Consider the following 21,275-nt stretch of genomic DNA (forward strand, 5'->3'; position numbering starts at 1 on the left):
TACGAATCGCTCTCACCACGGGTGAGGGCATGCGGATGCACTCGATGCGTGGGGCGAATCACCAGTGGTTGTCGGGGCGTCCCGACGCGTGCCCGCCCAGCGAGGCGGTGACCACCGCGATCGGCATCCGCGAGACGTACAGGTTGGCGCGCTCCTGCGGGGTCAGGTTGGTCCGCAGGTGCAGCTTGTCGGCCAGCAACCGGCCCGCGCGCAGCATCGACCGCCGGCGTCCCCGCGGAACGGCGGAAAAACGGTGCGTAACAACAAAAGCCATGATCTTCTCCTGCCAGGGGTCCGATCGGCATCGACACTGTCCGTGGGACGTGTCAGCCGCGCAGGACCAAACGCAAGGTCAGGCGGCGGAAGGAATGCCGGAGCCGGATCGGGACAAAACGAATTTCGGATGCGGACTATCGCCGGGACTCATCTCGCCCTCACCTCCTCACGGCCGGGACACACGCGGGTGTCGTCACATTCACCTGAACGAGAGAGGCAGGAATGACCGACGGCACCAAAGCCGCCGGTCGCACCCCTCTCGTCGGAGCTTCGGCACTGCACGGCGTATCCGGAACGTTCCAGAAGCCACTTGGGCTCAACCCTTGGGTCCGGGAAGAGCTGTCCTGACCCGGGGCGTCTCTCGACGTTCGGGGTCAGTGGCCTGTATCCATGCAGACGCCTCACCTACCGAGGTGCTTGCGGAGTCCATAGTGGCACCGCGGCCCGGGCTCGTCAAACTCATTTGCGCTGAGCGTGGCGCCGTCGGCGGGCTCCCAGCGCCCACCCAGGCCGCACGCCTAGGCTCGGCGAGATGACCACAACGCTGCAGGATCCCCGGGTCGCATCGACGCTCGACCGCATGTACGCCGAGTCGAAGAACCAGATGTCGCTGTTGCGCGAGCGGCGTGGCACCTTCGATCAACCGATGTCCGCCCAGGAGCGGGCCGACGCGATGAGCGAGTTCTACATCCCCGTGACGCCCGAAGCCGGCCGGCTGCTGTATTCGTTGGTTCGCGCCACCCGCCCGGCGACGGTCGTCGAATTCGGGATGTCGTTCGGCATTTCCGCCGTTCACCTGGCCGCCGCGGTGCGTGACAACGGGAGCGGCCGCGTCGTGACCACCGAGCTCAGCGCCGCCAAGATCGCGGCCGCGAAGAAGACGTTCGCCGAGACGGGCTTGGACGATGTGATCACGATCCTGGAGGGCGATGCGCTGAGCACGTTGAAAAGCGTGGACGGGGCGGTCGATTTTCTGCTGCTCGACGGTTGGAAAGATTTGTACCTGCCCGTGATCGAGCTGCTGGAGCCCCGGCTGTCCACGGGTGCGTTGGTCATCGCCGACAACGCCAGCTCGGCCGATATGGCCCCGTATCTCGACCGCGTGCGCGACCAGGCCAACGGCTACGTCAGCTTCAACTTCCAGGTCCGCGACAGCGACAGCATGGAGATCAGCTGCCGCACAGGCACTTAGCGGCTAGCGCAGCGACTCCTCGAGCCACGGCGTCAGCCACTTCACCCCTTCCGGGGTCAGGTGCACGCCGTCGCTGCGCACCTTGATGCCGTCGACCTTGGCGGTATAGACGCCGTCGGGGCACAGCTTCTTGTTCAGGTCGAGGATCGCGACGTTCGGGTGGTGGCTGACGGTCTTGCGCAGCATGGTGTTCCACAGGTTGACCCGGTCCGGCTGGTCCTCCGGATACAGCCGGCCGTCCGGCTTTTCACCGCCGCGGCTGTAGGGCACGGTCGCGACCACCACCCGCACACCGGTGGAGCCGGCGATGGTCAGCGCCCGCTCCAGCTCGCCGTTGAGGTAGGCGTCGAAGGTCGGGTCGCCGATGTGGGTCCACTGGCCCTCGTTGACGCGGTCCACGGTTTCCCAGCGGCCGATGATCAGCAGCGCGACGTCGGGTTGGTCCTGGGCGACCTGCCTGGCCCATCGGATCGGCCAGCCGTCGCACTCGGATCGCTGCTCGAGGGTTTGGCCCACATACCGGTACGGGGTGCCGCGCACCAGGCTGCATCCGATGACGGTGTGGTCGAGGAACGTGAATCCCGGCGTCGGCGGGAGGTAGTGCATCCACGTCCACCCGATCGAGTCCCCGAACACCGATACGGTGAACGGCCGGTTGGGATCCCGCGGCCGGCTTTCGCCGGGCGGTGACGGCGAGACGGCCGCGACCGCGGAGACTCCGGGCGGCAAGCCCGGTTCGCGCAGCCCCGGCCCGGCTCCCACCGGAACCACCAACAGCGTCACCGCCGCGGCGCTGGCGACGGTCGCCGCCGCCAGCGGTAGCAGCGGCACCCGCGCCGGCCGCCAGCGCCGGATGGGCTGCTCGAGCACCCAGTACGACGCCGCGGCCAACACCACCGCGGCGGCGCACCGCGCGGCGAACAGCGGCAGCCCGGACCACCCGGTGCGTTCGCCGTTGAGCGCCAAGAAGATCGGCCAGTGCCACAGGTACACGCCGTAGGAGATGGTGCCGAGCCACACCAGCGGCGGCAACGCGAGCGCGCGCGCGACGACGCCGCGCTGCTCCAGGGCGACCGGGGCGATGACGAACACGGCCGCGATCGCGACGCCGATCAGCAAGCCGTGGCGGAATTCGCCGCTGGCGCCGGTCGCGTAGTGGGTCGCGGCCGCCAGACCCGCCAAGCCCAGGAGCGGCAGAATCCGGGCGGCGCGCCGCCCCCACCGCGTGCGGATCATGCACCAGCCGCGGTTCATCGACGGCCAATCCCGCACCAGCAGGGCCGCCGCCGACGCGCCGACCAGGAGCGCCTGCGCGCGGGTGTCGGTGCCGAAATAGATCCGGTCGCGGGTGCCGTCGGACACCATGACGATGGCGAGCGCCGCGGACGCCAGGGCCCCCACGGTGGCGATGACGAACGTCGCGAAGCGCACGCCGCCGACGGTGGCCCGGGTGAAACGGCGCCTCGCGCGCGCCGCCAGCGCCAGCGTGACCGCGATCAGCAGCAGCGGCCAGACGAAGTAGTACTGCTCCTCCACGCCGAGCGACCAGGTGTGCTGCAGCGGCGACGGCGGTGCGCCCTGGGTGAAGTAGTCGGTCTTCTGCGCGACGAACCGCCAGTTCGCCAGCCACACGAACGCCGCGATGGCGTCGTCGCGCAGGCCGGTGAGCGACCGCTCGGGCAGCAGCTGCCGGGCTGCGGCCACGGTGAGCACCATCAACACCAGCGCCGGCAGGAGTCGCCGCGCGCGCCGGATCCAGAAGCCGGTGAGGTCGATGCGACCGGTGCGTCCCAGCTCGTCGAGCAGCAGCGAGGTGATGAGGAATCCGCTCAGGACGAAGAAGACGTCGACGCCGATGAATCCGCCGCTGACGCCGGGGATGCCGCCGTGCCCGATGAGCACCAGCGCAACGGCGATCGCGCGCAGGCCGTCGAGCGCCGGGATTCCGCTGCGCCCCTCCGGCCCGTCCCAGACCCCCAGCCGGCCGACCCGGCGCACGGGGGCGACCCATCGGGGCCGAGAACGACGAGCCGGTGCGGGGTGAGACCCGCCCGGCTCGATGCTCGCTGTCAGCGCGCCGTGACTACCATCCCGCCCGGCGCCATGGTTGATGCCGATACGTCGCTGCCCCTCCTCGTGAACGGAGCCAGCTTAAGGGCGGACGCGCGGGATCGCGGGGAGGACACGCAACGGTTTCCCGCTGCGCTGCGTTCGGATTTCGGGGTCGGGCGTCAGGCCTTGCCGGGGGCGTAGCCCAGGGTGCTCTTGACCTCCAGGTACTCGTGGAAGCCGAATTCGCTCCATTCGCGGCCGTTGCCGCTGCGCTTGTAGCCGCCGAACGGCGCGTTCATGTCGAACGCGTGATTGATCGTCACCCATCCCGCGCGGATCCGGCGGGCAACCTCGCGCGCCGTGTCGAGGTCGGCCCCGGAGACATAGCCGGCGAGGCCGTACTCGGTGTCGTTGGCGATCTCGACGGCCTGGTCGATGTCGTCGTAGCCGAGGATGCACAGCACCGGCCCGAAGATCTCCTCGCGCGCGATCGTCATGTCGTTGGTGACATGCGCGAAGACGGTCGGCTTGACGTAGTACCCCGTGTCCAGCCCCGCCGGTCGGCCCGGGCCGCCCGCGACCACGGTCGCGCCCTCGTCGATGCCCTGCTGGATCAGCCGCTGCACCTTCTCGAACTGCGTCCTCGACGCCACCGGCCCGATCGCCGTCGCGTCGTCGGCGCTGCCCACCTTGACCTGTTCGGCCACCTCGCGCGCGATCGTAATGGCCTCGGCCATCCGTGAATTCGGCACCAGCATGCGCGACGGCGCGTTACAGCTCTGCCCGGAGTTGGGCATCATGTTGGCCACGCCGGCGCGGACGCCGTCGGCGAAGCCGCCGTCGTCGAGGACGATGTTGGGGCTCTTGCCGCCGAGTTCCTGGGTCACTCGCTTCACCGTCGGGGCGGCGTTCTTGGCGACCTCGATCCCGGCGCGGGTGGACCCGGTGAACGACACCATGTCGATGTCGGGATGGCTCGCCAGCGCCGCGCCCACGCCCGCGCCGTCACCGTTGACCAGATTGAACACCCCGGCCGGCACGCCCGCGGCGGCCAGGATCTCGGCGAAGATGTACGGCGAATACGGCGCGACCTCAGAGGGTTTCAGGACGACGGTGCAGCCGGTGGCCAGCGCCGGATACACCTTGACGGCGACCTGGTTGATCGGCCAGTTCCACGGCGTGATCAAGCCGCAGACACCGATCGGCTCCTTGGCGATCAGGGTCTCCCCTTTGTGTTCGGAGAACGGGAAGTTCTTCAGCACGTCGATGGCCGTCGTGAGGTGGCCGATGCCGAGGAAGACCTGCGGGCCCGCGGCCAGTGAGGGCGGCGCGCCGATCTCCTCGGTGACCGCCTCGGCGAGATCGTCGGCCCGCTTCTGGTATTCGGCGAGGATGGACTGCAACAGGTCCAGGCGCTGTTCGCGGGTGCTCAGCGACCAGCCCGCGAAGGCGCGCCGGGCGGCCTGAACCGCCACGTCGACGTCGGCCGCCGACCCCAGCGAGATCTTTCCCGAAACCTGCTCGGTCGCCGGGTTTTCCACCTCGAAGGGGTTGGGCCGCACCGGGTCGACCCATTGTCCGTCGATGTAGAACTTCAGGTATTCGCGCATAGCTAGCACTCTTCCTTAGTTGCGGCGCTCACTGGGTGCCTTCTGCATACCAGGTGCGGAATCGGTCGTACTTGGGCATCTCCTCGGAGTTGGCCTTCGGGTCGATGCACACGTGCACCACACCGACTTTGCCGCTGGCGTAGGCGCGTGCGATGGCCGGTCCGATCTCGGATTCCTTCTCGACGAACTCGCCATGGCACCCGAAGCCCTCCGCGATCTTGTCCATCCGGACGTCCTTGCTCCAGTGCACGCCGGGCTGCGGTGACGGCTGGGCGAACGTGCGCTTGTAGACGCCGACCTCCAGGCCCCACTGGTGGTCGACGCCCACCACGCACACCAGCGGAAGGTTCTGCCGCGCAGCCGTTTCCAGTTCCGCGATGTGGAAGAGGAAGGCCGAGTCGCTGGTCAGCAGCATGACGGGGCGCTTGCCGCCCTCGGCGACGGAAGCCCCGACCGCGTAGGGCAGGCCGGTGCCGAGGTGGCCGAAGTTCTGGTTCCAGATGACATCGCGCGGTTTGGCCTGCGAGTAGGTCCACTGAAAGATGACGGTCGCGCCGCCATCGCGGACCATGATGGCGTCGTCGAGTTCGTTGAACGCCTTGGTGGCCTCGACGACATAGCGCGCCGGGTGGATCGGCGAACGACCCGACGGCGCGGTCTCGGCGAGCTGTGCGAGCTCCTCGGCGTCGGCCTTGACCAACTTCTCGAGGCTGGGCGACGGGGTGCGCGGGGTGTCCCGGAGCGCCTCGACCAGCTGCGGCACGACGCCGCGCAGATCGCCGACCAGCGGCACGTCGAACTGTCGATTGACGCCGATGGCGGCCGGGTCCTGCTCGACGTACACCCATTTGCGATTCGCGTCGTTGCCCGCCCAATGCTGGGTCCGGCCGTAGTGCATGGGCTCACCGAGTTCGGTTCCCAGCGCGACGCACAGGTCGGATTGCTCGACCGCCTCGTTGGCGGCCGGGGAGAACAGGTAGGGGAAGGTCCGCTCCTGCAGGCCCGGGATGTACGAAGTACCCCCGGAGGTCTGGATGACCGGGCAGGCCATCAGGTCGGCGAGCTCCTTCACCGCGGGGCCGGTGCGCGACGTGTGCACGCCGTGGCCCACCAACAGGATCGGGCTCTTCGCTTCGCGAATCAGCTTGGCGGCCTTGGCGATCTCCGGGGCGCCCGCCCCCTGGTTAACGAGGCGATACCGATGCGGCGGCAGCGGATCGGCCACGTCGAGCTCTTCGAGGATGACGTGCGACGGGTATTCGACGTAGGCCGGGCCGGGAGTGCTGGACATGGCCCGGCGGATGGCCTCATGGATGATCTCGTCGGTCTGGTCGGCGTACTCGATGGACGCGCTGTACTTGACGGACGGGGCGAAAAGGGGCTCCTGGCGGACGAATTGGATGCGCCCGCGCCGCACCCGGCGCTCGGTGATGCGGGCGCGCTGGCCGCCGAGGAAGATCACCGGCGAGTTCTCCACGAGCGCGCACTGGATCGCTCCGGCCATGTTCGCCATGCCCGGGCCGAGCGTCCCGATGCACAGCCCGGGCTTGCCGGTCATCCGTGACGCCGCCTCGGCCATGAAACCCGCGCTCAACTCGTGATGCGGCGCGACCACCGACCACCCGCGCGCGTCGGCCTCGGCGAACATGTGCACGAAGTTCGGGTCCGGGATCCCGAACAGGGTGTTCACCCCCTCGGCCTCGAACAGGTCGAGAATGCGCTTGTACACCGGCACGGTCATTGTTGAAGTTCCTCTCCCTGGCGAGCAGACGCAAAATCGTGCTCTGGCGGTGTGTTTCGTGCGAGTCCGGGACCGCTCGCGCCGATTTCGGCGAGCACGTCCTCGGTATGGGCGCCGAGTTCGGGCGCCGGCCCCGCGACGCGGCCCGGTGTCTGGGAGAACCAGGTGGGCACGCCGGGGAAGCGCACCGGCCCATGCGGGGTGTCCACGGTCTCGAACATGCCGACAGCCTTGAGATGCGGATCGTCGAACAGCGCGCCGGGCGTGTTCAACGGCGCGGCCGGGATCTCGAGTTCGCGCAGCAGCTCCAACCACTCCGCGGTGGATCGCTCTTTCATGGTCTCGGCCACCAGCCCGTAGATGGTGTCGATTTCGCGGGCGCGCTGTTCCAGCGTCGCGTACAGCTCGCTGGCCCACGGCGGCCGCACGGCGTTCATGAACGCGTTCCAGTGCTTGTCGTTGTAGATCAGTGCGGCGATGTGGCCGTCGCTGGTGCGGTACGGACGGCGGTTGGGCGCCACGGTGCGCGGATACACCGCGGGCCCCAGCGGGGGATCGAACAGGGCGCCGTTGGCATGCTCGACGAGCATGAACGACGCCATGGTTTCGAACATGGCGACCTCGACCTCTTGGCCCTGCCCGGTGCGCTCGCGGTGGAACAACGCCATCGTCGTTGCGTACAGCGCTGTCAGCCCGGCGATCTTGTCGGCCATGATGGTGCCGACGTAGTCGGCCTCGCCGGTCAACTGCTGCTGCACCGCCGGCAGGCCGCATTCGGCCTGGATCGTGTCGTCGTAGGCCGGGCGGTCGCGATCGGGTCCGCGTCGCCCGTACCCGTAGCAATTGGTGTAGACGACTTTGGGATTGATCGCGGCGACGTCGTCGTAGCCGAAGCCGAGCTTGGCGATCGCCTTGGCGCGCATCGAGTGGATGAACACGTCGGCGGTCTCGACCAAAGCGCGTAGCGCCCGCTTTCCGGCGTCGGTCTGCAGGTCCAGCACGACGCTGCGCTTGCCGCGGTTGACGTTGACGAACACCCCGCTCATGCCCGGCGCCGGGCCGACCGAGATGTAGCGGGTGTTATCGCCTTGGGGCGGTTCGACTTTGATCACATCGGCGCCCATGTCGGCCATGATCTGGGTGCAGTAGGGCCCCATCACCATCGCGGTGAGATCGATCACGCGCACACCGGCCATCGGGCCCGCGGGGCTAGCCATTGAGCGCTCCTTGATCGGGCGAGCCATGGAGTTCGCTTGACCTCTGCGCCAGCTCGAAGCTGTAGCGGATGTGCTCGTCATGGCCATCCGGGACGACCGGGAAGATCAGCGGCGCCTCCGCGTAGCGGATCGCGTCCAGATGGCTGCCGACGTCCTCGATCGTCCACGACGACCGGCACACGCCGGGGCTCTCCGCGACGACCGCCCGGGCCACGCGGCCCGCCAGCGCGATGTATATTTCCCCGGTCACCGAGCAGGATTCGTGCGCGAGCCAACCCACCACGGGCGCAACGAGTTCCGGGCCCATCGGCGGGTAGGCGGAGGTGTCGATGCCGTCCGCCATGCGCGTCACCGCCGCCGGCACGATCACGTTGCAGCGGACACCCTCGGCGGCGCCCTCGAGCGCGGCGACATTGGACAACCCGATGACGCCCGCCTTGGCGGCCGCGTAGTTGGCCACGTCGCGGTTTCCGTACAGGCCGCCGATCGACGACGTCAGCACGATGCGGCCGTAGCCCGCCCCGCACATGAGCGGGAACGCCGGGCGCACGACGTTGAACGCGCCGCGCAGGTGCACGTCGAGCACGGCGTCGAAGTCCCCGTAGCTCATCTCCTTCAGCGAGCCGCGGCGGACGTTGCCGGCGTTGTGCACCAGGATGTCGACGCGGCCATAGTGCTCGAGCGCGGTCGCGATGATCGCGTCGCCGCCCGCTGCGGTCGCGACCGAAGCGCTGCACGCGACGGCCTGTCCGCCGGCCGCGGTGATCTCGGCGACGACCCGCTCCGCCGGGCCGGCGTCGACCCCTTCGCCGTCGAGGCCGCCGCCGACGTCGTTGACGACCACCTTCGCCCCACGCGAGGCCAGCAGCTGCGCGTAGGCGCGACCCAACCCGCGGCCGGCCCCGGTCACCACGGCGACGCGGCCGTCGAATCGTAGTTGCTCTGCAGGGGTTTCGCTCAAGTGCCGAGCACCAACCCGTCCAGGTCGCCCCTGTCACGCCACACGCGCAGCAAGTCCTCGAACGCGTAAAAGCCGGGGCCGTACGGTTCGCCCAGGTGTGACCGGATGCCCTCTCCCCCGCCGCCGCCTTCGTTGTTGTAGTAGCCGGGCGTGCACTGGGCGTCGAAAGCCGAGTTGTCGACGGCGGTTTCCCGGATCGTCGCGCACCACTGCTCCTGGGCCGCCGCGCTGGGCTCCACGGTGGTCGCGCCCCGCTTCAACGCCTCGGCGATGATGTAGGCGATGTGCTCGCCCTGCAGCTCGTAGTTGGCGGCGATGTTGGCGGAGATGCCGACCTGGGTAAAACCGGTATAGAACTGGTTCGGGAAGCCGCGGCTGGTCATCCCGTGCAGCGTCTTGTAGCCGTCGCGCCAGTGGTCGAACAGCGACAGCCCGTCGCGGCCCTCGATCGTCTCCATGGAATAGCGGCGGCTGATCTCGGTGGTGATCTCGAAGCCGCTGGCATAGATGATGCAGTCGACCTCGTACTCGACGCCGCCCGCCACCAGCCCCTTTTCGGTGATCCGTTCCACCCCTTTGGAATCGGAGACGTCGACGAGGGTGACGTTGGGCCGGTTGAACATCGGCAGGTACTCGTCGTTGGACAGTGGCCGCTTGCACAGGAACCGGTAGTAGGGCTTGAGCGCCTCGGCGGTCTGCGCGTCCTCGACGATCACGTCGATGCGGCGGCGCAGCCGCTCCATCAGCTTGTAATCCTCTTCCTCGCGGATCGCCATGAACTGCTCGGGCGTCAGCGACGCGGGGTCGTCCAGCGCGAGCACCCGGGCCGCGGTGTTGCGCCCGAGTTCGGTCCAGAAGTCGCACACCAGGTCCGGCTGACCCAGCGCCATGCCCTCGAAGGTCCAGGAGTGGAAGTTGCGTTGCCGTTCCCGCTGCCAGCCCGGCCGCAACGACTTCGCCCACTCCGGGTCGGTCGGCGCGTTGTTGCGTTCGTCGACGGTCGAAGGGGTGCGCTGAAAGACGTAGAGGTGCTGGGCGTCTCGGGCCAGGAACGGGACGATCTGGATCGCGGTGGCGCCGGTGCCGATGACGGCGACGCGCTTGTCGGCGAGCTTGTGCAGGTTGCCGCCGCTGTCGCCGCCGGTGTAGTCGTAGTCCCACCGCGACGAGTGGAACGCGTGGCCCTTGAAGTCCTTGATCCCAGGAATGCCGGGCAGTTTGGGCCGGTGGAAGGGGCCCGACGCCAGCACCACGAACCGGGCGCGGATGTCGTCGCCGCGGTTGGTGCCGATTCGCCAGCGCTTGATCTCCTCGTCCCAACGCAGATCGCGCACCTGGGTGGAGAAGATCGCCGAATCGTAGAGGCCGAAATGCTTGCCGATGTTGCGGCAGTGCTGGTAAATCTCGGCGCCGTCGGCGAACTTCTTCGACGGCATGAAATCGAGCTCTTCGAGAAGCGGGATGTAGCAGTAGGATTCGTTGTCGCACTGGATGCCCGGGTATCGGTTCCAGTACCAGACACCGCCGAAGTCGCCGCCGAGTTCGATCACGCGTACGTCGTCGACGCCCGCCTTCTTCAGGTGGGCCGCCGACAGCAATCCACCGAAGCCGCCACCGAGGACCGCGACGTCGATGTCCTCCGAAATCGGGTCGCGTGGCGCGGCCGGGGTGTAGGGATCGACCTCGTAGTACCCGGCGAAGTCGTCCTCCAGTTCGATGTACTGCTTGGAACCTTCCTTGCGCAGCCGCTTTTCGCGTTCCAGCCGGTACTTCTCGCGCAGCGCGGCGATGTCGACGTCGTCGGGCGTCTGGGTGGGCCCGCAGCTGTCCTGGTGCATGGTCATGCCGATGGTGACTCCTTGCGTGACAGTTCCTGGGGCTCACCGGTACCCATGTATCTCGACAATTGGTAGTGCAGGTTGACGGTGCTGCGTTCGCGGTACGGGTTGGGCTTGGTGCCGGCGAAGCCGAGTGACTTCATCCCCTGCTGCACGGCCGCCATGTTGGAGAAGTCCTGCGGTAGGACCGACCGCCAACGGGGATCCCCGACCGGGGTGTACTCCCACTCGGTCTGGGGCTCTTGGCCTTTCGGGTACAGCTCGAACACCGACACCTCGAAGATGCACTTGTCGGGGTTGTAGCTGGGGTGCGGTCGCGCGCCGTAACACAGCGCGCTGGTCAGGCCCTGTCCGATCTGGAAGTTCGGAAAGATCTGCCACGCGGTGCCGGCCTGCCCGAGGATGTCGGCGGGAATCGTCGGCCAGACGACGCCACGGGCCTCGTCGTCGCGGCGCGCCGATGCCAGCCAGTGCTCGAGGACCTTGTCGGCCGGCGTCCCCTCGGGCAACTCGTCGACGAGTCGCTTGGCCGCGTTCACCAGCGTCTGGGTGGTGGTGGCGTTGGTCTCCTCCATCGTGTACACCTGCATCTCCGCGGTGGACACCCGCGGGTCGGCGCCGATGCCGAGGCGGATCTTGGACTTGGTGGCCTCCATGTCCTCTGGGGCGTCGTAGCCGATGTTGCTGTGTCTGCCTTGGGCTTTCGCCCACCCCTTGAACTCGCCGAACTTGTTGAACTCGGGGTGCGTGGTGTAGACGTGGTAGGTCTCGTTGAACGCTTCCAGCGCGACCTTCCAGTTGCAGTCAAATTCAAGCCATTTGCGCCACTTGTAGCGCAAGTTCTCACACCCGAACGGGTCGAGGATCTTCGCGGCGGGGAACAGGTAATCGGCCAGCGGCTCGCAGTCGGGGTCCATGTTGATCCACAACCAGCCGCCCCAGGTGTCGACCCGAACCGGTCGAAGGTGGGTGTTGTCCGGGGTGAGCGCTCCCTGCCAGTCCTGTTGCTCGCGGATGCGCGTGCACGCCCCGTCCAAGCCATAGGTCCAGCCGTGAAAGCCGCAGACGAACGACTTTCGGGTGCGGGCACAGGCGTTCTTGGCGCCCTCGGGGGTGTCGATCAGCCGGCGGCCGCGGTGCATGCACACGTTGTGGTGCGCGTGAAATTCGTTGTGGCCGGTGCGCACCACGATGATCGAGTCGTCGAGGATGTCGTAGGTCAAATAGCTGCCCACCTCGGGTAGTTCCTCGACGCGGCCGACCTGCTGCCAGACCCGCCGCCACAGCTTGTCGCGCTCGGCGCGGGCGTAGTCCTCGGAGATGTATGCCTCGACGCCGATCGTCATCGGGGACGAGAGTTCCTCGGCCCCGGCGGAATTCGTGCCCTTGGCGAGATCGGTCATCACATCCTCCTAATGGCCGCGCGGAAGGATTCGTCACGCAAGAAGAGCGACGTGTTGTCGGCGCCGAGATGGCTCCATTTGAGGTCCAGGCCGCCGTCGACCAACAGCGTCTGGCCGGTGATATAGCTCGACATCTCCGAGAGCAGAAACAGGATGGCGCCGGCCTGCTCCTCGGGCCGGCCCCGCCGTCCCATGGCGATCGCCTGCCGATCCCGTTCGGGGTCCTCGTCGACGTAGGTGCGCGAGGCCGCCGTCTCGGTGACGCCGGGCGCGACGGCGTTGACCCGGATTCCGGCCTGCGCCAACTCGAGGGCCATCGTGCGGGTCATCGCGGTGATCGCGGCCTTGGCGGTCCCGTAGGCGATGTGAAACGGCGCGGTGTTCATGCCGCTGATCGACGAGATCGACACGATGGACCCCGGCAGTCTTTGCGCGACGAGCTCGGCCGCCACGGCCTGGCTCATGAAGAACGCCGTCTCGAGGTTGTCGGCGAAGATCTTGCGCCAGTCGCCGCGGGTCACGCGCGTCGACGGCATCCACGTCGACGGCTCGGCGCCGCCGGCGACATTGACCAGCCCGTACAAGCTTCCGTCGGCGCGGCGCGCGTGGTCGATCACCGCGGCGATGCCCTCGTCGGTGGACGCGTCGGCCGCGACGGGCACCACGGCCAGGCCGTGGGCGGGCAGCGGGGCGATGTGCTCGTCGAGGTTTTCTTTCGATCGGCTCACCGCGATCACGGTGGCCCCGGCCCGGGCGGTCATGGCTGTGACGGTGGTGCCGATGCCGCCTCCGCCGGCGCCGGAGACCACCACGACGCGACCATCAAGCCTGAGGTGCCCGAATTGATCGTCCATGACCTGCTTTCGGCCCCGACGGCGCCGTCCCGCGCCGGCCGCGACATTCGCTACCAGTTTGTCCGGACAAAATATGGCACTCTGTCCCTGGGAGAACACTATTCCGAGCGGCGGACTTCGCTGTCAAGATCGAGCCGAGACACCGTCGTGGCTATTGTCTGGACTACGAGGAATTGATAACGTCCAGCCCAACCGGCTGACGGAAGGACCTCGGCGAGCATGTCCATTTCAAGGGCCCTCTCAACGCAGCCCACGCGGTACGCAGTCCCGGACGCGATCGACGTCGCTCCGGGCTGGGAACTCGACCGGTTGACCGCGCCGAGCCGGCTGTTCGGGGCCAACGGGCTGCGCACCGGCCCGGACGGCCGCATCTACATCGCGCAGGTGACCGGCAGTCAGATCAGCGCGCTGGACCACCGCACCGGGGAACTGGTGACCACCAGTCCCAAGGGCGGCGACATCGTGGCACCCGACGACGTCGCGTTCGATCCCCGCGGCAACCTGTACGCGACCGAGGTGATGGACGGCCGGGTCAGCGTGCGCGAGACCAGCGGCCGGACGCGGGTGCTGCGCGACGACGTCCCGTCGGCCAACGGCATCACGTTCCATGACCGCCGGTTGTTCATCGGTGAATGCCGGGAGGGCGGGCGGCTGCTGGAATTCGACCTGTCGGGCGGCCCGCCACGGGTGCTCTTGGAGAACGTGCCCTCACCGAACGCGATGGAGGTCGGTCCCGACGGCCTGCTGTACTTCCCGGTGATGGGCGCCAACGAAATCTGGCGCGTCGACCCCGACGGCGGCGAGCCACACTGTGTCGCAAAAGATCTCGGCGTCCCCGACTCGGTGAAGTTCGACGCCCGGGGCTACCTCGTCTCCACCCAGGTGGCCAGCGGGCAGGTGCTGCGCATCGATCCCCGCAGCGGCGAACGTCGCCTGCTCGCCCAGCTGAATCCGGGGCTGGACAACTGCACCTTCGTCGGCGACCGGCTGTTCGTCTCCAACTTCAGTGGCGAGATCACCGAGATATCGCCCGACGGCGCAACGACATCGGTGTTGCCGGGCGGACTCAACTGGCCGCTGGACCTGGCCGTGGGCCAGGACGGGCAGCTCTACATCGCCGACGGCACGTACTTCTATGTCGTCCTGCCCGACGGGTCCCTGCAGACCGCGGGAATGTTGTTCAGCCCCGGCTATCCCGGGTTCCTGCGCGGCCTCGCCGCCGGCGGGCCCGGCGAGTTCGTCGTCACGACCTCGGGCGGCCAGGTCGCCCGTTACCGGCCCGAAGCCGGCGAAACCGAGGTGCTGGCCGACGGTTTCGACCAGCTCTACGGTGTCGCGGTGACCCCAGGCGGTGTGGTGGTTGCGGAGTTGGGGACCGGGCGGGTGTTGTCGCTGCGGTCCGGAGGTGTCGACGTGCTGGCGACCGATCTGCGCGAGCCGGTCGGGGTCGCGATCGACGCCGACGGGGCCCCGCTGGTGGCGGAGGCGGGCGCGGGCCGGGTGGTCCGGCCGGCCGGGTCGCGGGCCGACACCGTCGTGGCCGATCTGCAACGGCCGCAGGGCATTCTGGTCCGCGACGGTGTGCTCTACGTGGTCGATGCCGGCGCCAAGGAACTGATCGCCTTCGACCTCGCCGGCCACGGACGCCGGACGATCGCGTCCGGGCTGCCGGTCGGTCCCCCGCCGGGCGTGACTCCCAAGCCACTGCGCGGCATGCCGCCGTTTTCGGGGCCACAGGGTCCGTTCGCCGGCATCACGGCCGCGGCCGATGGGACGCTGTACATCTCGGCCGACGGCGAGGGCAGCGTGCTCGCCCTGCGCCCCACGGGCCACTGATGTCCCAGGCCATCGCGGGCGACCACCGCTACCTGCAGATCGCCCGCACGCTGCGCAAGGAGATCGTCGACGGGGTCTACCCGGTGGGGTCGCAGCTGCCGACCGAGCACCAACTGTGTGAGCGCTTCGCGGTGAGCCGCTACACCGTTCGCGAAGCGTTGCGCCGGCTCCGCGAGGACAACCTGGTCGCCTCCCGGCCGCGGGCGGGCACCCGGGTGGTACCCCGCCCGGCGTCGAGTTCCTATGCCCAGGACGCGATGTCGATCGACGACCTGCTCGCGTTCGCCGCCGGCGCGCAGCTGACCATCGAATCCAACGCGATGGTGACGATCGACGACGACCTCGCCGCCCGGACCGGACTCGAGCCCGGCACCCAGTGGCTCTCGGTGCGTGGCTACCGGCAGGCCGACGGCGCGTCGGTGCCGATGTGCCGGACGGAGTACTACATCAGCCGCAGTTTCGCCGCGGTGGGCAGGCTGCTGCAACGCCATGCCGGCCCGATCTTCCCGTTGATCGAGGATCTTTTCGGCGTGAGCGTCGCCCAGTTGCACCAGGAGATCGCGGCCGTCCTGCTCTCCCCGGAACTGGCCGACGGCCTCGGCGTGGACGCGGGAACGGCCGCACTGCAGATGCGGCGCACCTACACGACCTCCGACGGCGAGGTGGCCCAGGTGACGATCAACACCCACCTGTCGTCGAGGTTTCGGTATGCGATGACCATGCGTCGCGTCACCGGTCAGGCCGGCTGAGTTGCTCGCCCGGGCCCGCCACGACGCGGCGCATGCGTCAGAGGCCTACCGGCGCGGACTGTGGGTGCACACCACGCTCGCCGATTCCCTGCGCGCGGCCGCGCAGACGTCGCCGCACCGAACGGTGTTGGTGGACAAGGATGTTCGGCTGGACTGCGCCACACTGCACGCGCAGGCCGGCGCGCTGGCCGCGGCGATGCTGGCGCGCATGCCCACCGGCAGCGTCGTGTCCTTCATGCTGCCGAACTGGCATGAGTCCGCCGTCATCTATCTGGCCGCGACGCTGGCCGGCATGGTGGTGAACCCGATCCTTCCGTCGCTGCGCGACCGCGACCTGCGCTTCATTCTCGAAGACGCCGGCACCGCAATGCTATTCGCCCCGCACCGATTCGGCGGCCACGACTACGGGGCGATGCTCGAACGGGTGACGGCCGCGATGGACACCGCGCCCGAGGTCGTGGTGCTGCGCGAAACCGGGCACGCCGGTCCGCACACCCCCTATCCGGACCTGCTCGACCATGCGCCGGACCCCGCGACGCTTCCGGCGCTCGATCCCGACGCCGCGCGGATGATCCTGTACACCTCGGGGACCGCCAGCCGCCCGAAAGGTGTCCTGCACACTCACAATTCGCTGCATGCCCTGATCCGCCAGCTCCGCGAGCACTGGAGCATCGAGCCCGGCGACACGTTCCTGGTCCCGTCGCCGGTCGCCCATATCGGCGGCTCGATCTATGCCTTCGAATGCCCGCTGCTGCTGGGCACCACCGCGGTGCTGATGGACCGGTGGGATCCGGCGCAGGCGGTCGCGCTGATGAACGCCGAACGGTGCACCCACATGGCGGGGGCCACGCCGTTTCTGCAGCAGCTGCTGTCCGCCGCCGAAGGCCGCGGCACCCGCCTGCCCGACCTGAAGGTGTTCATCTGCGGCGGCGCGTCGGTATCGCCGTCGCTGATCCGGCGCGCCGCAGACTATTTCGCCCGCGCGGTGGTCACCCGGGTGTACGGCTGCACCGAGGTGCCCGTCGCGACCGTCGGCGCGCCCCGGCCCGACGAAGCCGACAGCGCCGCGGATACCGACGGCAGGGCCGGCATCGCCGAGATCAAGCTCGTCCCCCACGATGCCGCACCCGCCGGTGACGGCGAAATCTACCTGCGCGGGCCGCAGATGCTGCTGGGCTACCGCCATCCCCAAGACGATTCCTTCGATGCCGATGGGTTTTTCCGCACCGGGGATCTCGGGCGCTGGGTCTCGACCGGTTCCGGAGACCGGTACCTCGTCGTGACGGGACGGGCCAAGGACGTCATCATCCGCAGCGGCGAGAACATCTCGGCCAAGGAGGTCGAGGACCTGCTCGCCGACCATCCCGGCATCGCCGAGATCGCTGTGGTCGGGCTGCCCGACGAGCGCACCGGGGAGCGGGCCTGCGCGGTGATCGTCCCCGTGGGCGCGCAGCGCCCGGACGTCGCGAGTTTGCTTGCGCTGCTGGTGAGCAAGGGCGTCGCCAAATTCAAGGCGCCAGAACAGGTCGTGATCTGGGATGCCCTGCCGAAGAACGACGCGGGCAAGGTGCTCAAGCATCGGATCCGGGCGGCGCTCACGCGGGTGGAGACTAAGGATGGGTGAGATGCAGGTCGCAATCGTCACGGGCGCAAGCAGCGGCATCGGCCTGGGCTGCGCCACGAAACTCGCCGAGATGGGCATGGCGGTCCTGGGCACGGGCCGCGACCAGGACCGGCTGGCCGAACTGCACACGGCCATCGGCGATCCGGATCGCGTTGCCACACTTGCCGTCGACCTGACCGACGACGACGCACCGCGACGCATCGTGGACCTCGCCGTGCAGCGATGGGGCCACATCGACTTCCTGATCAACAACGCCGGAGTCGGCAGCCCCAAGCCGCTGCACGAAACCGACGACGAAACCCTGGACTACTTCCTGGGTTTGATGCTACGGGCACCGTTTCGGCTCGCGCGTGACGTGCTGCCCCACATGGGACCCGGCTCGGCGATCATCAACGTGACATCGACGTTCGCGGTCGTCGGCGGCCTGCGGGGCGGGGCCTACTCCGCGGCCAAGGGCGGGCTGACCGCGCTGACCACCCACATCGCCTGCCAGTACGGCGCGTCCGGCATCCGTTGCAACGCCGTCGCGCCTGGCGTCACGGTCACACCGATGGTCGAGAAGCGCTTGCAGGACGAGCGATTCCGCAAGATCAACACCGAGATGACGCCGCACCCGCGGTTGGGCCGCGTCGACGACATCGCTAGCACGGTCGCGTTCTTGTGCTCGCCGGGCGGAAGTTTCATCAACGGCCAGACGATCGTGGTCGACGGCGGATGGAGTTCGACGAAGTATCTGTCGGAGTTCGCCTTGTCCTCGCGGTGGACGGAGCGGTGAACCTGTTCGCGATGCTCGATCAGGCCGCGAGCCGGCACCCCCACCGCGGCGCGGTGTATCACGGCACCCGGCGCCTGTACACCTGGATCGAGCTGCGCGACAGGGCCTTACGCCTGGCCGCGTCGATCCGAAAACAGCACGCCGCCGGTGCCCGCCTCGCGATCGCGACCCACAACCGTCCCGAGATCATCGAGTTGATGTTCGCGATCTGGGCCGCCGAGTGCGTCGTCGTCCCCATTAACTACAAGCTGCATCCGCGCGAGATGGCCGAGATCCTCGACGACGCGGGCGCGGCGCGGGTGTTCGCCTCCACGGCGATCGCCGGCGAACTGGCGCCGATCACCACGACACCGATGGAAACCTTTGAGTCGCAGGACTACTCGCGGCGGGTCACCGTCGCCCCGTCGGCGAAGCCGCGCACCGATCCGTCGGCGCTAGCCTGGCTGTTCTACACCAGCGGGACCACCGGCCGATCGAAGGGCGCGATGCTGTCGCACCGCAACCTGACCGCGATGACCGTGGCCCACCTCGCCGACATCGACGACCCGGACGAACGGTGCAGCCTCCTGCACGCGGCGCCCATGTCGCACGGCTCGGGGCTCTACGTCCTGCCGTACGTGCTGCGCGCCGCCCGCCAGGTGGTGCCCGCCTCGGGCGCATTCGACCCCGACGAGTTCCTCGATCTGTGCGAGCATCACCCCGCCGGCAGCGCGTTTCTCGCCCCGACGATGGTGCAGCGCCTGGTGGGCACGGGCCGCGCCCGCCCGGCCAACCTGAAGTCGATCGTCTACGGCGGCGGCCCGATGTATGTCGAAAGCCTGCGCAAGGCGATTGCGGCGTTCGGCCCGATCTTCGCCCAGATCTACGGGCAGGGCGAGTCACCGATGACCATCACCGGGCTGCGCCGCGCCGACCACGAATCCGGCGACGACGCAATCCTGGGATCGGTCGGCTATGCGCGGTCCGGGATGGACGTCGCGGTGCTGCGCGCCGGCGGCGACCCGGCGCCCGTCGACGAGATCGGCGAGATCGTCTGCCGCGGCGACGCGGTCATGTCCGGCTACTGGCGCAACCCCGATGCCACCCGCGCCACGCTCAAAGAGGGCTGGCTGTACACCGGCGACATGGGCTCGTTCGACGCGCGCGGTTTCCTCACGCTGCGCGATCGGTCGAAGGACGTCGTCATCAGCGGCGGCAGCAACATCTACCCGCGCGAGGTCGAGGAGGTCCTGCTCGAGCACCCCGCGGTCGCGGAGGCGTGCGTGGTCGGCGCCCCCGACGCCGAGTGGGGCGAGGTGGTGGTCGCATTCGTCGTCGGCACAGGCGATCCCGTCGACGCCGCGGCGCTCGACGCGCACCTGCTGACGCGCATCGCCCGGTTCAAACGTCCCAAGCGCTACGAATTCGTCGACGAGCTACCAAAAAACAGCTACGGCAAGGTGCTCAAGCGGGAACTGCGGGCCCGCCTGGCGCCGCTGCGGGAATGCCATGAGACATCAGGGAGGTCGCAATGAAGTGTCGCGCCGCTGTGATCCGCGGGGTCGGCCAGGACTGGGAGATCCGCGAGATCGAGCTGGATCCGCCCCGCGGCGGTGAAGTCCTGGTGCGCATGGCCGTTGCCGGGATCTGCCACTCCGACGATCATCTGTTCACCGGCGATGTGGTGCCGACCCCCGAGGCGCTGGCCGCGAGCGGCCAGCCGGCGCCGGACTGGTTCCCGCTGCTCGGCGGTCACGAGGGAGCCGGCGTCGTTGAAGAAATCGGGCCCGGCGTGACCTCGGTGCGTCCGGGAGACCACGTGGCGCTCTCCTTCATCCCCGCGTGCGGCAGCTGCCGGTTCTGTGTCAACGGCCAGAGCTACATCTGCGACATCGGCGCGAGCCTGTTCGTGCGGGAGATGCCCACCGACGGCACCTGCCGGCGCCACCTCGGTGACGAAAACCTGTTGGCCTACGGGCAACTCGGCACGTTCGCCGAATACGCGGTGCTATCGGAACGCTCCGTCATCAAGATCGACGACGCGATCCCGTTCCATGCCGCCTCGCTGGTGTCGTGCGGGGTGAGCACCGGCTGGGGGTCCGCGACGATCTCGGCGGGCACCGAACCCGGCGACACCGTCGTCGTCATCGGTGCGGGCGGTGTCGGGATGAACGCCCTGCAAGGCGCGCGCGCCGTGGGCGCCAAATACGTCGTCGCGGTGGATCCTGTTGAGTCCAAGCGCGATTCGGCCAAGGTCTTCGGCGCCACGCACACCGCCGCCTCCGCCGAGGACGCGATACCTCTGGTCAGGGAGATCACCGCCGGCCTGATGGCCGACCGCGTCGTCGTCTGCCCCGGCGTGGTGCACGTGGACCTGCTTCCGTTGGCGATGGCGCTGCTTCGCAAAGGCGGGATCTGCGTGCTCACCGGCATCACCCCGTTCACCGAACCCCCGGTCCCGTTGGTCCTGCAGGAGATGACGCTGTCGGCCAAACAGCTCAGGGGCGCGCTCTACGGCGGCATGAATCCGCGCACCAGCGTGCCGATGCTGCTGTCGTTGTACCAGGCGGGCGCGGTGAAACTCGACGAGTTGGTCACCCGCCACTACCGGCTCGACCAGATCAACGAGGCGTTCGTGGATCTGCGCGAGGGCCGCAACATTCGCGGCGTCATCGATTTCGCGGGTGCGTGACTTCGAAGTGCCTGCGGATGCCGGCCAGCATCTCGGCGTGCGCCTTGACCGCCTCGCGGACGGTCACCCCGGCCAGGAGCCGCGGCGCGGAGATCCGGATGCGCTCGGTGACCCGGGTGCCGCCGTCGTCGGGCACGAAACTCACCATGCCGCGTAACCGCACCCCGGGTGACTGGGCGGCCTCCGTCAGCACGTCGCCGTCGGCCGGCACTCGCAGCCGGGCGTGATAGGCGGTGCGGATGGTCAGCGGCCCCAAGGGGATTCGATCGACCACCCGATAGCTCTGCTGGTAGCCCTCCGGGGTTTCGCCGCGGGACAACGTTTCCACTGACACGATCAGCGGGTGCACGAGCCTGATGTTGTCCAGGTCCACGTAGAAGCCGCGCACCGCATCGGGCGGCGCGGGCACGCGCTCGGACAGCGTCCGGTCGGCGTGCACGAAAAGCAGCGACCGCGCCCGCGCATGTAACGCCACG

The 21,275-nt window shown here is 68.6% G+C and carries 17 protein-coding genes and 1 riboswitch; of the genes, 7 read left to right on the forward strand and 10 right to left on the reverse strand.

Going from position 1 to position 21,275, the window contains the following annotated elements; all coding sequences use genetic code 11:
- Window positions 1-58: 58 nt before the first annotated feature.
- Window positions 59-274: a hypothetical protein gene (locus OCQ_RS26705; RefSeq protein WP_131810750.1), complete on the reverse strand. Its 216-nt coding sequence runs from the start codon at window positions 272-274 to the stop codon at window positions 59-61.
- A gap of 249 nt (window positions 275-523) precedes the next feature.
- Window positions 524-696: riboswitch (M-box (ykoK) riboswitch) on the reverse strand.
- 112 nt (window positions 697-808) lie between these two features.
- Between OCQ_RS26705 and OCQ_RS24960 the strand changes: the two genes are divergently transcribed.
- Entirely contained in the window at window positions 809-1,468 is a 660-nt protein-coding gene (locus OCQ_RS24960) for an O-methyltransferase (RefSeq protein WP_014386084.1), read from the forward strand.
- A gap of 3 nt (window positions 1,469-1,471) precedes the next feature.
- On the opposite strand, the gene OCQ_RS24965 is transcribed toward OCQ_RS24960, so the two are convergent.
- The 8 genes from OCQ_RS24965 to OCQ_RS25000 all read right to left on the reverse strand — a co-directional run bounded on the left by OCQ_RS24965 (window position 1,472) and on the right by OCQ_RS25000 (window position 13,144).
- Window positions 1,472-3,466, reverse strand: coding sequence for an acyltransferase family protein (locus OCQ_RS24965; RefSeq protein WP_014386085.1), 1,995 nt, complete (start codon window positions 3,464-3,466; stop codon window positions 1,472-1,474).
- 233 nt (window positions 3,467-3,699) lie between these two features.
- Entirely contained in the window at window positions 3,700-5,130 is a 1,431-nt protein-coding gene (locus OCQ_RS24970; RefSeq protein WP_014386086.1) for an aldehyde dehydrogenase family protein, read from the reverse strand.
- A gap of 28 nt (window positions 5,131-5,158) precedes the next feature.
- The gene (locus OCQ_RS24975) at window positions 5,159-6,871 is read right to left on the reverse strand and encodes a thiamine pyrophosphate-binding protein (protein ID WP_014386087.1); all 1,713 of its coding nucleotides are present in this window, start codon (window positions 6,869-6,871) and stop codon (window positions 5,159-5,161) included.
- Window positions 6,868-8,067, reverse strand: coding sequence for a CaiB/BaiF CoA transferase family protein (locus tag OCQ_RS24980; protein WP_014386088.1), 1,200 nt, complete (start codon window positions 8,065-8,067; stop codon window positions 6,868-6,870). Before OCQ_RS24980 ends, OCQ_RS24975 begins: the two co-directional genes overlap by 4 nt.
- 13 nt (window positions 8,068-8,080) lie before the next feature.
- On the reverse strand, window positions 8,081-9,049 hold the full coding sequence (locus OCQ_RS24985) for an SDR family NAD(P)-dependent oxidoreductase (protein WP_014386089.1): 969 nt from the start codon (window positions 9,047-9,049) through the stop codon (window positions 8,081-8,083).
- Window positions 9,046-10,893 carry a flavin-containing monooxygenase gene (locus OCQ_RS24990; RefSeq protein ID WP_014386090.1) on the reverse strand — a complete coding sequence of 616 codons (1,848 nt, stop codon included), beginning with the start codon at window positions 10,891-10,893 and terminating at the stop codon, window positions 9,046-9,048. Before OCQ_RS24990 ends, OCQ_RS24985 begins: the two co-directional genes overlap by 4 nt.
- Window positions 10,890-12,290, reverse strand: a complete 1,401-nt coding sequence (locus OCQ_RS24995) for an aromatic ring-hydroxylating oxygenase subunit alpha (RefSeq protein WP_041785319.1) — start codon at window positions 12,288-12,290, stop codon at window positions 10,890-10,892. The genes OCQ_RS24990 and OCQ_RS24995 overlap by 4 nt, the downstream gene beginning before the upstream one ends.
- Entirely contained in the window at window positions 12,290-13,144 is an 855-nt protein-coding gene (locus tag OCQ_RS25000) for an SDR family NAD(P)-dependent oxidoreductase (RefSeq protein WP_014386092.1), read from the reverse strand. The genes OCQ_RS24995 and OCQ_RS25000 overlap by 1 nt, the downstream gene beginning before the upstream one ends.
- Before the next feature lie 219 nt (window positions 13,145-13,363).
- Here OCQ_RS25000 and OCQ_RS25005 point away from each other — a divergent pair, with 219 nt between their 5' ends.
- Genes OCQ_RS25005 through OCQ_RS25030 form a run of 6 tightly spaced genes read left to right on the forward strand, consistent with a single transcriptional unit; the run spans window position 13,364 to window position 20,799 of the window.
- Window positions 13,364-14,980 (forward strand): SMP-30/gluconolactonase/LRE family protein, encoded by a 1,617-nt coding sequence (locus tag OCQ_RS25005; protein ID WP_041785322.1) that lies wholly within the window; start codon window positions 13,364-13,366, stop codon window positions 14,978-14,980.
- On the forward strand, window positions 14,980-15,729 hold the full coding sequence (locus tag OCQ_RS25010) for a GntR family transcriptional regulator (RefSeq protein WP_008262192.1): 750 nt from the start codon (window positions 14,980-14,982) through the stop codon (window positions 15,727-15,729). Before OCQ_RS25005 ends, OCQ_RS25010 begins: the two co-directional genes overlap by 1 nt.
- Window position 15,730: 1 nt before the next feature.
- Complete coding sequence (locus OCQ_RS25015) at window positions 15,731-17,353, forward strand: AMP-binding protein (RefSeq protein WP_014386094.1); 1,623 nt, start codon at window positions 15,731-15,733, stop codon at window positions 17,351-17,353.
- On the forward strand, window positions 17,346-18,128 hold the full coding sequence (locus OCQ_RS25020; RefSeq protein WP_009957131.1) for an SDR family NAD(P)-dependent oxidoreductase: 783 nt from the start codon (window positions 17,346-17,348) through the stop codon (window positions 18,126-18,128). The genes OCQ_RS25015 and OCQ_RS25020 overlap by 8 nt, the downstream gene beginning before the upstream one ends.
- Window positions 18,113-19,642 (forward strand): acyl-CoA synthetase, encoded by a 1,530-nt coding sequence (locus OCQ_RS25025; protein WP_014386095.1) that lies wholly within the window; start codon window positions 18,113-18,115, stop codon window positions 19,640-19,642. The genes OCQ_RS25020 and OCQ_RS25025 overlap by 16 nt, the downstream gene beginning before the upstream one ends.
- 14 nt (window positions 19,643-19,656) lie before the next feature.
- Window positions 19,657-20,799 (forward strand): NDMA-dependent alcohol dehydrogenase, encoded by a 1,143-nt coding sequence (locus OCQ_RS25030; protein WP_014386096.1) that lies wholly within the window; start codon window positions 19,657-19,659, stop codon window positions 20,797-20,799.
- Here OCQ_RS25030 and OCQ_RS25035 read toward each other — a convergent pair.
- Window positions 20,777-21,274, reverse strand: a complete 498-nt coding sequence (locus OCQ_RS25035; protein WP_014386097.1) for an SRPBCC family protein — start codon at window positions 21,272-21,274, stop codon at window positions 20,777-20,779. The genes OCQ_RS25030 and OCQ_RS25035 overlap by 23 nt on opposite strands.
- Between the last annotated feature and the right edge of the window lies 1 nt (window position 21,275).

Origin of the sequence: Mycobacterium paraintracellulare, assembly GCF_000276825.1 — a bacterium.
GTDB classification, from domain to species: domain Bacteria; phylum Actinomycetota; class Actinomycetes; order Mycobacteriales; family Mycobacteriaceae; genus Mycobacterium; species Mycobacterium intracellulare.